Annotated in this window: 14 protein-coding genes; 10 read left to right on the forward strand and 4 right to left on the reverse strand. The window is 60.9% G+C overall.

The window, feature by feature from the left end:
- The first annotated feature begins 70 nt into the window (after positions 1-70).
- Positions 71-625, forward strand: a complete 555-nt coding sequence (locus FNU76_RS21820) for a TRAP transporter small permease (RefSeq protein ID WP_144280158.1) — start codon at positions 71-73, stop codon at positions 623-625.
- Positions 622-1998, forward strand: a complete 1377-nt coding sequence (locus FNU76_RS21825; protein ID WP_144280159.1) for a TRAP transporter large permease — start codon at positions 622-624, stop codon at positions 1996-1998. The genes FNU76_RS21820 and FNU76_RS21825 overlap by 4 nt, the downstream gene beginning before the upstream one ends.
- A gap of 50 nt (positions 1999-2048) precedes the next feature.
- Here FNU76_RS21825 and FNU76_RS21830 read toward each other — a convergent pair whose 3' ends face one another.
- Entirely contained in the window at positions 2049-3635 is a 1587-nt protein-coding gene (locus FNU76_RS21830) for a leucine-rich repeat domain-containing protein (protein ID WP_179958240.1), read from the reverse strand.
- A gap of 219 nt (positions 3636-3854) precedes the next feature.
- Here FNU76_RS21830 and FNU76_RS21835 point away from each other — a divergent pair, with 219 nt between their 5' ends.
- From FNU76_RS21835 to FNU76_RS21860, 6 genes are all read left to right on the forward strand, one after another.
- On the forward strand, positions 3855-4700 hold the full coding sequence (locus FNU76_RS21835; RefSeq protein WP_144280161.1) for a DMT family transporter: 846 nt from the start codon (positions 3855-3857) through the stop codon (positions 4698-4700).
- Between the two features lie 69 nt (positions 4701-4769).
- Entirely contained in the window at positions 4770-6230 is a 1461-nt protein-coding gene (locus tag FNU76_RS21840) for a TldD/PmbA family protein (protein WP_144280162.1), read from the forward strand.
- Positions 6230-7549 carry a metallopeptidase TldD-related protein gene (locus tag FNU76_RS21845; RefSeq protein WP_144280163.1) on the forward strand — a complete coding sequence of 440 codons (1320 nt, stop codon included), beginning with the start codon at positions 6230-6232 and terminating at the stop codon, positions 7547-7549. The genes FNU76_RS21840 and FNU76_RS21845 overlap by 1 nt, the downstream gene beginning before the upstream one ends.
- A gap of 39 nt (positions 7550-7588) precedes the next feature.
- Positions 7589-8134 carry a peptide-methionine (S)-S-oxide reductase MsrA gene (gene msrA / locus FNU76_RS21850; RefSeq protein WP_144280164.1) on the forward strand — a complete coding sequence of 182 codons (546 nt, stop codon included), beginning with the start codon at positions 7589-7591 and terminating at the stop codon, positions 8132-8134.
- A 13-nt stretch (positions 8135-8147) separates the two neighbouring features.
- Positions 8148-8573, forward strand: coding sequence for a GNAT family N-acetyltransferase (locus FNU76_RS21855; protein WP_144280165.1), 426 nt, complete (start codon positions 8148-8150; stop codon positions 8571-8573).
- Complete coding sequence (locus tag FNU76_RS21860) at positions 8573-8734, forward strand: N-acetyltransferase (RefSeq protein WP_144280166.1); 162 nt, start codon at positions 8573-8575, stop codon at positions 8732-8734. Before FNU76_RS21855 ends, FNU76_RS21860 begins: the two co-directional genes overlap by 1 nt.
- Before the next feature lie 29 nt (positions 8735-8763).
- Here the strand turns inward: FNU76_RS21860 and FNU76_RS21865 are convergent, their stop codons facing one another.
- Complete coding sequence (locus FNU76_RS21865; protein WP_144280167.1) at positions 8764-10392, reverse strand: methyl-accepting chemotaxis protein; 1629 nt, start codon at positions 10390-10392, stop codon at positions 8764-8766.
- 172 nt (positions 10393-10564) lie between these two features.
- Between FNU76_RS21865 and FNU76_RS21870 the strand changes: the two genes are divergently transcribed.
- Complete coding sequence (locus tag FNU76_RS21870) at positions 10565-11518, forward strand: tRNA dihydrouridine synthase (protein ID WP_144280168.1); 954 nt, start codon at positions 10565-10567, stop codon at positions 11516-11518.
- A 70-nt stretch (positions 11519-11588) separates the two neighbouring features.
- A complete protein-coding gene (locus FNU76_RS21875; protein WP_144280169.1) occupies positions 11589-11984 on the forward strand; it encodes a group II truncated hemoglobin in 396 nt (131 codons plus the stop codon).
- A 245-nt stretch (positions 11985-12229) separates the two neighbouring features.
- Here the strand turns inward: FNU76_RS21875 and FNU76_RS21880 are convergent, their stop codons facing one another.
- Together FNU76_RS21880 and FNU76_RS21885 are read right to left on the reverse strand one after the other, a co-directional pair.
- Positions 12230-12583 (reverse strand): hypothetical protein, encoded by a 354-nt coding sequence (locus FNU76_RS21880; RefSeq protein ID WP_144280170.1) that lies wholly within the window; start codon positions 12581-12583, stop codon positions 12230-12232.
- Positions 12584-12626: 43 nt separating this feature from the next.
- Positions 12627-14600, reverse strand: a complete 1974-nt coding sequence (locus FNU76_RS21885) for a methyl-accepting chemotaxis protein (RefSeq protein WP_144280171.1) — start codon at positions 14598-14600, stop codon at positions 12627-12629.
- Between the last annotated feature and the right edge of the window lie 130 nt (positions 14601-14730).

The following is a 14730-nucleotide window of genomic DNA, read 5'->3' on the forward strand; positions in this document are numbered from 1 at the left end:
AACCGTCTTTCCCTGCCTGGCCGAATCCGTGCCCGGCGGGCTGATTTCGTCCCTCTTTCCGGGAGTCCCCATGAAGTATCTCAATCATCTTGAGGAGTGGTTTATCGCCACTCTGATGGCGGCCGCGACGCTGATCATCTTCGTCGCCGTGCTGCACCGCTACTTTTCCGGCTTTTCCATACCGCATGTGCAGGACTGGCTGCTGTCGCTCAACCTATCGTGGGCGCAGGAATTGTGTATCTACCTATTCGTCTGGATGGCTAAATTCGGCGCGGCCTACGGCGTGCGTACCGGTATCCACGTCGGCGTCGATGTGCTGGCCAACCGGCTTGAAGAGCGCTACCGCAAGATGTTCGTGTTGATCGCCCTGGGCGCGGGCGTCTTGTTCACCTGCATCGTGGCCACCCTGGGTGCGACCTTCGTCTGGGAAATCGCCCATACCGACCAGACCTCGTCCGACCTGGAAGTGCCGATGTGGCTGGTTTACCTGGCGGTGCCTTGTGGCTCCTACCTGATGTGTTTCCGCTTTCTGCAGGTGGGCTGGCAATTCTGGCGTACCGGCGAGCTGCCGCACCATGATCATGGCCATGTCGATGGCCTGGAAGAAGAAGGAGTGCCGGCATGAGCACCGTAAGCATCCCTCAAGGCAAGCCCTTGTCGATCAAATGGCCCATCGGTATCGCGGCGGTACTGGTGGCGGCCAGCTTGCTGCTGGGCAAGCAGGCGTTGATTTTCTGTCTCCTGATAGGCTTGATGCTGACGGGCATGCCCATCTCCATCGCCCTGGGCCTGACGGTTTTGACCTTCCTGTTCACCATGACCCAGGTGCCGATCGAATCGGTGGCGCTGAAGCTGTTCACCGGCATCGAGAAGTTCGAGATCATGGCGATCCCGTTCTTTATCCTGGCCGGTAACTTCCTTACCCATGGCGGGGTGGCGCGCCGCATGATTGCCTTTGCCACCGCCATGGTGGGGCATTGGCATGGCGGACTGGGCCTGGCGGGCGTGATGGCCTGCGCCTTGTTCGCAGCGGTTTCGGGCTCCAGCCCGGCCACCGTGGTGGCGATCGGCTCGATCATCCTGCCGGCCATGGTCAAGCAGGGCTTCCCCAAGCAGTTCGGCGCGGGAGTGATCACCACCTCGGGCGCATTGGGCATCCTGATCCCGCCATCCATCGTGATGGTGATGTACTCGGTAGCCACCAATACCTCGGTCGGCGCCCTGTTCATGGCCGGTGTGATACCGGGCCTGATGCTGGCGGTATTGCTGGGCCTGGTCGCCTGGTGGCGCGCCCGCAAGCATAACTACCCCCGTATGCCCAAGGCCACCTGGCTGGAGCGCTGGACGGCATTTCGCCGTGCCGCCTGGGGCCTGCTGCTGATCGTGGTGGTGATGGGCGGTATCTATACCGGCCTGTTCACGCCCACCGAAGCGGCTGCCATGAGCGCGGTGTACGCTTTTGTCGTGGCGGTATTCGTCTACCGCGATATGCGCCTGTCCGATGTGCCGCGCGTACTGGTCGGCTCGGCCAGCATGAGCGCCATGCTGCTGTACATCATCACCAATGCGGTGCTGTTCTCCTTCCTGATCACCCACGAGAATATTCCGCAAGCCATGGCTGATTGGCTGTTGGGCATGGGTCTGGGACCGATAGCCTTCCTGCTGGCGGTCAATGTGCTGCTGTTGTTGGCCGGCAATGTGATGGAACCGTCCAGCATCGTGCTGATCTTCGCGCCTATCCTGTTCCCGGTGGCCATCAAGCTGGGCATCAACCCGGTCCACTTCGGCATCCTTATCGTGGTCAATATGGAGGTGGGCATGTGCCATCCGCCGGTGGGGCTGAATCTCTATGTCGCTTCCGGCATTACCCGCATGGGAATCACGGAGCTGACGGTGGCGGTCTGGCCGTGGCTGCTCGCCATGCTGGGCTTCCTGGGCTTGATTACCTATGTGCCGGTGATCTCGACCTGGCTGCCGACGTACCTGGGCATGATGTAGGGCATGAAAAGCGCTGGGACAGGCCCGTCCTGCCCAGCGCTTTTGCTTGCCTAGTTGCCCAGGCGGTGACGGATTGCCCTATTTTGGGGAGCCACCGCAAGCCGGCCTGCCTGGGCGGCATTATGGTGTTTTTCGCGGAGCGATTCGAGGATGGGCCGGACTTGGAGGTAGGTATCGCTGCTGCCGTGGAACTCATGCATCTCGCAATCGTTGCCGCTGTAGTAGGCCTGCTTGTATAGACGCCGCGCGGTTTGATACTCCCCTGCGGCGGCTGATTTGCTGGCCAGCCGCATCAATATCGGGGCATAGGCTTTGCCGAGCGGGACCGAGCGGGCGAGGATTTCGTTGATCTGGGCGGCATCCTCGCAGTCGAAGAGATCCATTTGCTTGTCGAGACGGCAGCGGGTGAAAAATCCATACAGCGCCTCGGCATCATCATCGTCGGCCTGTTCCTGCTTCATGCTCAAGGCGCCCTTCAGCAGGTGCAGGACGCTGATCGCGCCACCCGGGCCGATGTCGTTATTGCGCAAATCCAGGAATGTCAGGCCCACGGTGAGTTTGTTGAACGCCGGCAGCATCGGGACGCCTGGGAGGCCACGCTCGAAGATAAGTTCGCAAAGTTTGATGAATGCGGGCAGGCTGTGGGTCTTTTGGCCATTTATCAAGGCCGCGCGGAACAAGGCCTCGACACCGGCGTCGCCGATCCCGTTCTTGCCCAGGTCCAGCTTGTTCAGGGTGAGATTGGCTTCGGTAATCAGCCTTGGTTCTTTTGGGGATGTATCGTATTCCCCCTCCAGCAGCCTGGCCAAACTCATTGCGCCGTCGCAGCCGATGCCGCATCGGCTCAGATTCAGCTCGTTAAGCGCGGACACACCGCCGTCCGGCTGGGGGGCGAGGGCAGCGGCCAATGCACGTGCGCCATCGTCGCCCAGCTTGTTTCCCTCCAGGCTAAGCGTCTCGAGCGTGCGGTTTTCCACCAGGAGCCGGGCAAGCCTTGCCATTTCCACGGGGCCAATCCCACATTGCCGCAAGGTCAGGCTGGTCAGGCCCTTATTGTGAAAGAATATTTCGGCCAGGCATTCCATGGCGTTGCAAGGCAGCGGGACGTCTACTTTCTCATCGGTACCGGGCTTGGCGCCATCCAGCAGCAGTGTGTCGAGCTGGGTATTGTTCACCAGTGCGTGGGTAAGCTCACGCCAGCCATCGTCGGCTATCGTGCATGCGGTGAGCGACAGCGTACGCAGGCCGTTATAGGCGCGCAGCAGCGTGGCCAAGGCGCGGGCGCCGTTCGTACCGATGTTCATATCAACCATGCAGAGGGTATCCAGCTTGCTTCTGCTGCCTTCCCGGCTGATGGCTTCGGCCAGCCCCCGCAATACCTCGTCGCCGTACTGCGCGCCATACAGGCTGAGTTTGGTCAGGTGGCCGTGATTCGCCACGGCGTTGCCCAGCACCTGGGCGTCGCAGTCCTCGATCATCCGGCCACCCTGGGTGCTGAACAGCTCGCAATGGTTCTGGCAGGCGCTGTTTTCCCGCAGGCGGCGGATGACATGATGCAGCTCGGGGTCCACCACGCGGCTGGATCGGTCGTTGAAGAGCGAAAAATTGGGAAAACTGAAATTTATGGCTCTCGGCATGTTCCATCTCCTCGGGACTCGAATGGCAATCCGGTATCGGGAAAAACCGGATCTGCCGCGCAGCATTGAATGGACGGCAGACCTATCGATCAAGATGCATCCGTCGGCGGGGCCCTTCGGTAAACCGGTACGCCATTGTCGAAAATCAGGGGAAGCCGCCTTGCCTAGTCCTGACGGGCTACCTACACTCGTCCGCCCATCCGCTTGTCTTGCCCGCCCATGAAGCCAGCCACCTGTTATGCGCTCGCCGCCATCGCCCTATGGGGTTCCCTGGCCTTGTTGTCGGTACGCCTGACGGCCGTGCCGCCTTTTCTGCTGGTGGGCTTGGCCTTGTGCCTGGGCGGCTTGGTCGGCCTGCCGCGCTGGCGTGACTGGCGGGTGCCGGGCAAGACCCTGCTGCTTGGCTGCTATGGTCTGTTCGGCTATCACTTCTGCCTGTTTCTGGCCCTGCGCTACGCCCCGGCGCTGGAAGCCAATCTGATCAACTATCTATGGCCGCTGCTGATCGTGCTGCTGTCGCCCTTGTTCCTGCCGGATCTGCGCTTGGGTGTCCGGCATGTGCTGGGCGGCGCCTTGGGCCTGGGCGGTTGCATTTTGATCGTGGCCGGCAAGGGCGAGCTGTCATTGTCCGGCCAGCACGGCCTGGGCTATGCGCTGGCCGCCGTGGCTGCGCTGATGTGGTCCAGCTATTCGCTGCTTACCCGGCGGGTTGCGCCGTTCCCCACCGCCGCGGTGGGCGGTTTTTGCCTTGCATCCGGTTTGCTGTCGCTATTGGCCCATGCCTTGCTGGAACCGGCTTATACCCCGAGCGGCGCGGAGTGGGGCTATCTGGCGCTCCTGGGCGCCGGGCCCATGGGCGCTGCCTTTTACTGCTGGGATATGGCGCTCAAGCGCGGCGATACACGTGCCATCGGCACGCTCGCCTACCTGACTCCGCTGTTGTCCACCAGCCTGCTGGCATTGTTCGGCGGGGGACATTTTGGCTGGCAGGCGGCGGTTGCACTGGGCCTGATTCTGGCGGGCGCCTGGCTGGGGAATCGCGCGCCACGCCGCACTGCGTCATGACGGGCTGAATGGCTGCTCGTATGATCGGGTATTCAGCCATGTGGCTGGCCCCGGGCCGGGATCTTCCCTATGTTGGAAACCATGGAACAGCGCTTCAAATCCCTGCAGCCGCGGCTGGATTTCTGCGCCTTGCGCTATGTCGAGGAAGAGACCGAAATCCTGTCGGTACGGCAGGGCGTGGCCGAACCCTTGCGACGCCGGCTCGATCGCGGCGCCATGATTACCGTGCTGCACCAGGGCGGCTATGGCTATGCCGCCACGTCCGATTGTTCGACCGAGGGATTGCGCGCGGCACTGGCGCATGCCACCGCCTGGGCTGCAGCTTCCGCGGGACATTCCCTGTTCGACTACCGCCGGATCGACATGCCACGGCTCCAGGGACAATACCAGGGGCCGGGAGTGGGGCAGCCCCTGGATTGGAACCGCAAGGCGCTTTACGATCTGCTGCTGGACGAATCGGCGGCCGCCAAGGCCGGCGATGCGCGCATTGCCGATTGGTCGGCGCAGTTGTCGCGGCTGACGGTGCGGCAGCGCTATATCACGCTGGATGGGGGAAGCATCGAACAGGATTTCCAGATGCTGTTGCCCTGCCTGTCGGTCACCGCCTTCGCCGATGGCGAGGCGCAGACCCGCAGCCTGGGCGGTGTACATGACGGCATCTGCCGGCAGGGCGGCATGGAGATCGTCGCCGAAGCGGGGCTGATCGGCGCCGGCCGGCGGGTGTCGGACGAAGCCTTGGCCCTGCTGGCGGCGCCCAACTGTCCCAGCGGCCGATTCGATCTGCTGCTGATGCCCGAGCAAATGATGCTGCAGATCCACGAGAGCATCGGCCATCCGCTGGAACTGGATCGCATCCTCGGCGACGAGCGCAACTATGCCGGCAGCAGCTTCGTCAGCCTGGATATGTTCGGTCACTATCAATATGGCTCGCACTTGCTGAACGTGACCTACGATCCCGGGCCGCGCAATGAATTCGCCAGCTACGGCTGGGATGACGAAGGCAGCCCCGCCGCCAAGGTCTGGCTGATCGAAAATGGCGTGCTGCGAAGGCCTTTGGGCGGCGCGATCTCGCAAGCGCGGGCGAGGGCTGCCGGTTACGCCCTGGAAGGCGTGGCCAATAGCCGCGCGTGCGGCTGGAACCGTCCCGCCATCGACCGCATGGCCAATCTCAATATCGAGCCGGGCCGGCATAGCCTGGCGCAAATGGTGGCGGGCATCGAACGAGGCGTGTTGATGGATACCAATGCATCGTGGTCCATTGACGATACCCGCAATAAATTCCAGTTCGGCTGCGAATTCGGCCGTTTGATAGAGAATGGTAAACTGGGGCCGGTGGTGAAGAATCCCGGCTACCGCGGTACATCGGCCACCTTCTGGCGCTCGCTCAAGGCGGTCGGCGATGCGTCCACCCGGCAGGTGATGGGGACGGCGGACTGCGGCAAGGGAGAGCCGAACCAGGCCATCAGGGTGGGACATGCCTCGCCGGCCTGTGTGTTTGCCGATGTCGATGTGTTCGGCGGGGAGGGCTGATGCGAGAACATTTTTTTCGCCTGGCCGATCATCTGCGGACCCGGCTCGAAGGCAGCGAGGAGTTCACCCTGTGGCTGGTGGCCGAGCAGAGCGACTTTGTCCGCTTCAATGGCGGCAAGGTGCGCCAGGCCGGCCGGGTCGAGCAGGTCTATCTGGAATTCAAGCTGCTGCTGGGCAATAAGCATGTCAGCCAAAACCTGTCGCTGAGTGGCAAGGACGACGACTTTGCCTTGCTGGACCAGGTGGTGGCCGACTTGCGTAGTGCCCTGGGCGACGTGCCGGACGATCCTTATCTACTGCTCAATCGCACCCCGCGCGACAGTGAAAGGGTACTGGCCGACACGCTACCGCCCACCGCGGACATGCTGAACGATATCGTGACGGCGGCCGCCGGCTGCGATCTGGTCGGCATCCTGGCGGCCGGTCCGATCTATCATGGCTTCGCCAACAGCCTGGGCCAGTCCAACTGGCACCAAGCGGCAAGCTGGAATTTCGACTGGAGCCTGCATGGACCGGGCAACCAGGCGGTCAAGCGCGGCAGCGCCGGCACCGACTGGTCGGCCGAACGCCTGCGGGCCGAATTCGCCCATGCCAGCGCCGAACTGGCGTTGCTGGCGCGAACACCCCGCCATCCGATGCCCGGTAGCTACCGCGCCTACTTTACGCCGGCCGCCGTGGCGGAGCTGCTGCAAGTGCTTAATCTGGACGGCTTTTCGGAGAAGCAGCAGCGGGCCAAGCGTAGTCCACTGGTGCGGCTGGTAGAGGGAGAGGCCAGCCTGTCCCCGCTGCTACACCTGGCTGAGGACTGCGCCAACGGCATGACGCCGGGCTTCCAGGCCGAAGGGTTTATCAAGCCGGACCGTATCGAGTTGATCACGGCCGGCCGTCATGCCGGCAGCCTGGTCAGCCCGCGTAGCGCCAGCGAATACGGTATCACCGGTACCGCCGCCGAGGGCGACGAGGCGGGCCGGTCGCTTGAGCTGGCGGCGGGGACACTGGCGCAGGCCGACGTGCTGGCGGCGCTGGGCACCGGTCTGTATATCGCCAATCTGTGGTATCTCAACTTCTCCGAGCAAAGCGCTTGCCGTATCACCGGCATGACCCGCTTCGCCTGCTTCTGGGTGGAGCAGGGCAAGATCGTGGCGCCCCTGGCGGTGATGCGTTTCGACGACACCATTTATCGCCTGCTGGGTAGCGAACTGGAAGCATTGACCCGGGAGCGGGAAATGCTGGTAGATCCGGGAAGCTATGGCGCGCGTGCTTGCGCAAGTGTTTGCTTGCCAGGTGCGCTGGTGAAGCGCTTCAATCTGGTGTCGTAGCCGATCCAATCGACAGCTACCGAAGAGGGGGGAAATCATATGCAAGATTCCGCACAGGATGTCGCCACATTGGCGGGCGGGTGCTTTTGGTGTCTAGAGGCTGTATTTCTGCAGTTGTCCGGCGTGGAAAAGGTCGTGTCCGGCTATATGGGCGGGCAGGTGGAGCAACCCAGCTACAAGCAGATCTGTACCGGTACCACCGGCCATGCCGAGGTGGTGCAGGTCTATTTCAACCCGGTACGGATTACCTATGGCGACCTGCTGGCAGTATTCTTCGCCATCCACGACCCCACCACGCTCAACCGTCAGGGCAACGATGTGGGGACCCAATATCGCTCGGCCATCTTCTTCCATACGCCGGAGCAGGAAAGGCAGGCGCGGATGGCCATTGCCAGCCTGACCGCCGACCGGGTCTATCCAGACGCACCGGTAACCGAAGTGGTGCCGGCCGAAACCTTCTGGCCGGCCGAGGACTACCATCAGGGCTACTTCGACGCCAACCCGCGCCAGCCCTATTGCGAAGCGGTGGTCGCGCCCAAGGTGCGCAAGGTGGTGGAGAAATTCGACCGTTTGCTGAAGTCTTGAGGCGAGCGGGGGGATGACGCAACTACGTCTCGCGATCCCGGCCGATATCGCGTCCGTCTACGCTATCTGTCTCGCCACGGCCGACGCCGGCCAGGATGCCGGCGCACCGGGCCGGCAGGGCGAGCTATATGGCCATCTTTACGCCGGCCCTTACCTCGATTTGGCAGCACGCTTCGCCTGGGTGGCGGAAGACGGGGAGGGTGTCTGCGCTTACGCCCTGGCCACGGATGATTCAAGCGCCTTCTATGCCCGCATGGAGGCAGCGTGGCTGCCGCCGCTGCGCCGGCAATACCAGACAGCGATCTCACCCTTGGACCAGGGCCTGCTGGATCGCCTGCACGCGCCATTCACGCTCGATCCGCGCTTGGCGGACTGGCCGGGCCATCTGCATATCGACCTGCTCCCGCGCTGCCAGGGCAGGGGCTTGGGGGCCGCTTGATGGAGCGTATCCTCGCCGGTTTGGCCGAGGCCTCGGTCCCGGCGGTGCATCTGGGCGTGGACCCGCGCAATGTACGCGCGCTGGGCTGGTATGGAAGATTCGGTTTCACCGAGTTATTCCGCCAGCCCGGTTGCGTTTGGATGGGTAAGCAACTCCGCTGACTTGCAAGCAAGCGGAGCCTCGCCCCCTATCAATCCACCACGAACTTCCCGATCTGCAGATTCAGGTTCCGCGACAGTTCGCCCAGATGTTTAGCCAGCAGATTGGCCGAGGAGACCGAAGCGTGGTTTTCCTCGCTCATCTGCGCGATATGCTCGATGTTCTGTGCGATCTGGTTGGAGGCGATCTTCTGTTCCCTTACCGCGGTGGAGATCTCGGTCAAGGTATGGACCGTACCCTTGGCGCCGCTACGAATATTGACCAGGGTGGTAGCCAGGGCCTGCGCACAGGCCACGCCGGAATCGATACGGCTACTGGCCTCCTGCATGCGGCTATGGGCTTGGGCGGTGTCGCGCTGCACCGTGTCGATCTTGCCGGAGATATCCGCGGTAGCACCGGCGGTACGTTCAGCCAGTTTGCGTACCTCGTCGGCCACCACGGCGAAACCGCGACCCATCTCACCGGCCCGGGCCGCTTCGATGGCGGCATTGAGCGCCAGCAGATTGGTCTGCTCGGCAATGTCCTTGATCACCCGCACAATGCCGCCGATCTCTCCGGAGCGGGCATTCAGCGCCTCGATCGCCACGCCGGCGGCCTCCAGCGCATCGGCGATGCGGCCGATTTCCTCGGCGGCCTGGCTGGCCAGTTTTTCGCCGTCATCGGCCTGGGTAACCGCCTTGGAGGCTTCGGTGCGCACGCTGTCGGCGCTATCCGACACCACCGCGATGCTGGTGGTCAATTCCTCGATGGCCGCAGCGACGGCCGCGGAAGCCGAGGCTTGATGCGACGACGCCACGGCGACCTGCTCGGAGATGGTGTCCATTTCGGTGGCGGAATTGGCCACCTGCTTGGCGCTGTGGCCCGCTTCGCGCACCAGGTTGCGCAATCCCAGGAATAGCTGCGTGAACGCGCCTATCGTGCGGCCGACCTCGTTCCTGCCGGCATCGGGCAGGGCCAGGGTCAGGTTATTGCCGGCGGCGATACGCTGCGCCACCTGCTGGGTAGCATCCAGCGGCCGGCGGATGGAAACGGCCACCCCGCTGGCTACCGCAATGCCCAGCAAGACTGCCAGGATGGCTTGTACCCACAAGGCCTGCTGAGTACTTGAGCGCGAGGCAGCCAATTCGCCGGTAACGCGGCCGGCCTTCTCCTCGGTGACCTTCAGCAAGCCATTGAGCGATTCTTCCATGCCATGCACATGGCCCTTGAATTCGCCCATGGCCTTGTTGGCGTCTGCGGTCGTCGTCAGGCTCTGGCCCAACTGGCCGGCGACTTGGCGGAAGCCAACGGCGTATTTGTCCATCTGGCTGCGCAGCTCGGCGATCTGCTTCTTGGTATCATCGTCGGCCAGGCCTTCGGCGCGCTTGATGCTATCCTGCGCCTTGATAATGGTGTCATCCCATTTCTTGCGGTACTCCTGCACCTTGTCGGACTTGTCGATATTGATAAAGCTGTCTTTCTCGTATCGGCGTAGATTACCGACGTGATAGCGGGCATCGCTCGCGGCCGTATTCAGGGCGATATCACCCTCCACCAGCAGCTTGACCCGCTGGTACTGGCTTTCCACGCCCCAGGAGCCGGTCAGGGCGACCGCCACCATCAACAGCAACAGTAAGCCGAAGCCCGCGATGATGCGTAGGGCAAAGCTGAAATTCTTCATGCTTGCTACTCCCTGAAGACGCCTGCGATCTTGATAAACCGGGATATCGCCCGAAGGTACCTGTTAAAGCATATGAAATATCCGGGCCGCCTGTCGGTCTGTTTGCATGGATGCGTCGATAAGCGGTCGAGTTTGCTAGAATCCGCGTTTTTTCAAAGGCTTGGAATTGACTGTGCGAATTGCGTTGGCACCCATGGAAGGCTTGGTCGATGCGCCGCTGCGCGCCGCGTTGACCGAGATAGGCGGCGTGGACTGGTGCGTCACCGAGTTCGTGCGGGTCACCAGCACCCTGTTGCCGCCCCGCTATTTCAAGCGCGTGGCGCCGGAGTGGGCCAATGGCTGGCGGACAGCGGCCGGCGTCCCGCTCAAGCTGCAATTGCTCGGTTCCGATCCCGCCTGCCTGGCCGACAATGCCGCCCGGGCTGCCGAGTTGGGTGCGCCGGGCATAGACCTGAACTTCGGCTGCCCGGCCAAATCGGTCAATCGCCACCGAGGCGGGGCCGTGCTGTTGAACGAGCCCGAGCTGCTCAACGAGATCGTGCGCGCGGTGCGTGCCGCCGTGCCCGCTGCCATTCCGGTCACTACCAAGATGCGCTTGGGCTATGAGGACACCGCGCTGGCACTGGATTGCGCGCGGGCCATGGACGAAGGCGGCTCGGCCGAACTGGTGGTGCATGCCCGAACCAAGGTCGATGGCTATAAGCCGCCGGCCCACTGGCATTGGATCGCCCGCATCAAGGAAGTGGTAAGGGCGCCCGTGGTCGCCAATGGCGAAATCTGGACCGTGCAGGATTATCTGCAATGCCGGCGCGAATCAAACTGCGACGATGTCATGCTGGGACGTGGCCTGATTTCGCGGCCGGACTTGGCGCGGCAGATCCGCGCCGAGCTGGCCGGCCAACCGGCCGACACGGTGGAGTGGCCTGAACTACTGGGCATTGTGCGGCAATTCCATGCCGGCCTGATCGGTAGCGGCGCCCCTAGCTATGCACCGGGCAGGCTCAAGCAGTGGCTGGGATATTTGCGCCGCAGCTATCCGGAAGCCACCGCCTTATTCCGCGAGATTCGCGGCCAGGCTACGCTGGACGCCTTGCCGATCAGCGCCGATCAGCCGGTTTCGCCTTGAAGCATCACCTACCGCCAGCAGGCGGATATCCATTTACCACGCCGCGCTGCGGTGGCAATGAGCAAACACGATGAGTCAAATCCTGGCAGGTACTCCCTACGAAGTGATAGGCGCGGAAGCCGGCGTACGCCTGCTGGTGCAACGCTTCTACGACATCATGGACAGCGACCCGGTCGCCGCCGGCGTACGCGCTGCCCACTCGGCCGATCTATCCGAAGCGCGCGAACGGCTCTACCTGTTCCTGGTCGGTTGGATGGGTGGTCCGGCCTTGTATGTTGAGAAGCACGGCCATCCCATGTTGCGGGCACGTCATCTGCCATTTCGTATCGACGAACGGATGCGGGATGAGTGGCTGTACTGCATGTATAAGGCGATGGATGAGCAGTTGGGGGATCGGCCTGCGCTGAAACTCCATTTGGAACAGGCGTTTATGCGGACTGCGGATTTTATGAGGAACTGTAGGTAGCTAAATGAACCCCGCAATGTACCCCGCTTTGTAAGGCGGGCATGGTTGGTGTGGGGTTCTCCTAACAGGCTGGTGAGAAACTCCCGGCATCAGCGACTGCGTGGGAAAATCCGACCAGATCAGGGAGGTTTGCTCAAAAAATAGGCGAAAATTGCCTGATTCTTGAACAAAATCCCGTATTTCCACAGTTTTCCTGCAGTACAGTGGGACTCCGACGAGTTTCTCACCAGCCTGTTAACGCGTTATCAGCATTTGTCAAATTCGGCCGCGCGATTTAGATAAGCTTTACAAAAATCGGCATCCCCTTTATCGGATTTCAGTTCCTTACCGTCAAATTTAGCACTGATCACTTTGGATTTGGTGATGGAGAGGCGCTTATTTTCACAAGCCTCCAGTGCTGCCTTCTTACAGGCACTCGCATCCGCCGCATCAACAAATTCGGTACAGGCAGCCTTGCCTTCGCACTTCTTATAGCTTATGGCTTCCTTGCCAGCGCAGGCAGTCCGAGTAACATGCAGTTCGCATCCGGCTGCCAGAGCGTTGCCGTAATATAAGCAGAGTGCCAGCCCAAACAAATGTTTGATGATTGGTTTCTCCATGGAAAGTTTACTCCTTTTTGGGTTTAGTACGTTTTCGAAATTATTAATTGCGAAAGCGGCTAATACTGGCTTCCAGCCGATGTACTACCGTTTCCAGCTCGTTTGCCAAGTAGGATGCTTCATTTGAAGCTCGGGAATTTTGCTCGGTCATGTCGGCAATCTGTTCCACGTTAACTGCAATTTGCTGGCTGGCGATATTTTGCTCGACCAAAGCGCCCGAGATTGCACTGACTTGCTGTTCGACCTCCTGCGTACCGGCTGTAATGGCATGCATGGCACCGCCTGCCTGGCGGGTCAGTGTTACACCGCTCTCGACCTTTTCAACCGTACTACGCACCGCTTTCACTGCGATCTCTATGGAGGACTGGATCGCGCCTATCTTGCTTGCGATATCCAGGGTCGCGCCGGTAGTGCGCTCTGCAAGCTTGCGCACTTCGTCGGCCACTACGGCGAAGCCTCTACCTTGCTCGCCAGCCCTGGCGGCCTCGATGGCGGCATTCAGTGCCAGAAGATTAGTCTGCCCTGCTACATCCTTGATGACCTGGACAATGCTGGAGATTTCCTGGGAGCGTCGACCCAACTCATCCACTGAACCACCAAGCAGGTTAATTTCGGTGGAAATGCCGCTCATTTCATTGACTGTACGGTCGATTACCTCACGACCGCTACGTGCCCTTTCCCCTGCGTCGCGCGAAAAGCTGCGCGCCTGGTTCGCCCCATCCGTTACGTGGCTGATGCTGGTTGACAACTGCTCTATGGATGCCGCCATGGCACCAGCGGCATCGCTCTGCTTTGCAGAACCATTGGCGACCTGACCCGCCGTGTTGAGCAACTTGCGTGCAACTCCCGCAATCTCGGCAGATGCCTCATGGGTTTCATGCAAAGCGTTTTGCACTGTTGCCACAAGGCGATTGAATGAGCGAGCCGCCACGGTCAGTTCGTCGTTTCCCTTTATCGTAACTCGCCGCGTGAAGTCGAGATCATGTTCCATAGCCACCATGGAGCCGGAAAGATTACCCAGTTGGCTACTGATCGCCCGAATGATCCAAGCCGCAACCACGACAGAAACAAGTAGGGCGACTAAGGCAAAGACGGTCAGTAGGCCAGTACTGCTCTGCATCGTTGCAGCAGCAGACTGCTTGGTGCTCGCCGTTAATTCGTCCACCACCTTGGTCATTGCGCCGATTTGCTGCAAGGCGATCACACTGGATTCATCAATCTGTCCCAACGCGCCTGCTGCTTCTTTGCGCAATTTGAGTTGCGCGGCATAAAGCGTGAGAAGACCACTTTCTCCCACTGAAGCGGCCTTAATGCGATCCGTGCTTTGTCGCGCCTTTAACTGGGCCGGATCAGCACGGGAAATCGCTTCAGCCTGCTTGTCGATTTCACCAAACTTAGTCTCGACTTCGCTCCTTACCGCCAACACCGCCGATTCCAGGTTCTTTTCCAGCCCAATGCTGACACTGTGGGCTATCTGATCAGCTAGACTACCCCAGGTTTTTGCCTGAGCCGGCGCACCCTTTATCTCAGAAAGCAGTCCGGTCAATTCATCGCCCATATCGCCGAACTCACGCTTTTGCTTAACCAGGTGGATGCCTTTCTCGGTATCTACACGATGTGCTTTCATGACAGCTGGGCCTTGCTGGAAAACTTGTGTGCTAGCTGCGTCAGCGGCGGTGAGCGCCTGTTCTAGCCTGGGTTGCTCCTTGGTAAGCAATTGAAGTGTCGAGCGTGCTTGTTCGTACTGCTTGCGTTGTTCGTCGAATACCTGTTCCAGGCGACTCAATTCCCCCAGATTGCTTAGTTGAAAATGGCGCATCACCGCAAGCTTGGCCTGCAATAGACTGGACTGCATGCGGCTGGTGGCCGAAATCATGGGGGCCGATTTGTCGGAAATCACCAGTAGACTGTCATTGACGCTATTCAAACCGAGCATGCCGACAATCAGGATGCCAGCAGCCAAAAAGAGTACGACGGCATAGCCGCCTGCGATCCGGGCAGTTACAGTGAGTCGCATCACTACCTCCCGCCTATGTACCTGACGATCTTGATGAGCCTACGCTTGATCTCGCCAGGTCGGACTAAAGAACCAGGCGATGACGAATTGCATCTCGTTGTTTTATAGACTTCATGGGCAAGAATCGCCA

This window comes from Chitinimonas arctica, assembly GCF_007431345.1.
Taxonomy (GTDB): domain Bacteria; phylum Pseudomonadota; class Gammaproteobacteria; order Burkholderiales; family Chitinimonadaceae; genus Chitinimonas; species Chitinimonas arctica.

Excerpts from the sequence above, each read along its gene's own strand:
- FNU76_RS21860 (WP_144280166.1), top strand. The coding sequence starts at position 8,573 with ATGGAGCGTATCCTCGCCGGTTTGGCCGAGGCCTCGGTCCCGGCGGTG.
- FNU76_RS21880 (WP_144280170.1), bottom strand. The coding sequence starts at position 12,583 with ATGGAGAAACCAATCATCAAACATTTGTTTGGGCTGGCACTCTGCTTA.
- FNU76_RS21825 (WP_144280159.1), top strand. The coding sequence starts at position 622 with ATGAGCACCGTAAGCATCCCTCAAGGCAAGCCCTTGTCGATCAAATGG.
- FNU76_RS21855 (WP_144280165.1), top strand. The coding sequence starts at position 8,148 with ATGACGCAACTACGTCTCGCGATCCCGGCCGATATCGCGTCCGTCTAC.
- FNU76_RS21830 (WP_179958240.1), bottom strand. The coding sequence starts at position 3,635 with ATGCCGAGAGCCATAAATTTCAGTTTTCCCAATTTTTCGCTCTTCAAC.
- FNU76_RS21820 (WP_144280158.1), top strand. The coding sequence starts at position 71 with ATGAAGTATCTCAATCATCTTGAGGAGTGGTTTATCGCCACTCTGATG.
- FNU76_RS21840 (WP_144280162.1), top strand. The coding sequence starts at position 4,770 with ATGTTGGAAACCATGGAACAGCGCTTCAAATCCCTGCAGCCGCGGCTG.
- FNU76_RS21835 (WP_144280161.1), top strand. The coding sequence starts at position 3,855 with ATGAAGCCAGCCACCTGTTATGCGCTCGCCGCCATCGCCCTATGGGGT.
- FNU76_RS21845 (WP_144280163.1), top strand. The coding sequence starts at position 6,230 with ATGCGAGAACATTTTTTTCGCCTGGCCGATCATCTGCGGACCCGGCTC.
- msrA (WP_144280164.1), top strand. The coding sequence starts at position 7,589 with ATGCAAGATTCCGCACAGGATGTCGCCACATTGGCGGGCGGGTGCTTT.
- FNU76_RS21865 (WP_144280167.1), bottom strand. The coding sequence starts at position 10,392 with ATGAAGAATTTCAGCTTTGCCCTACGCATCATCGCGGGCTTCGGCTTA.
- FNU76_RS21875 (WP_144280169.1), top strand. The coding sequence starts at position 11,589 with ATGAGTCAAATCCTGGCAGGTACTCCCTACGAAGTGATAGGCGCGGAA.
- FNU76_RS21885 (WP_144280171.1), bottom strand. The coding sequence starts at position 14,600 with ATGCGACTCACTGTAACTGCCCGGATCGCAGGCGGCTATGCCGTCGTA.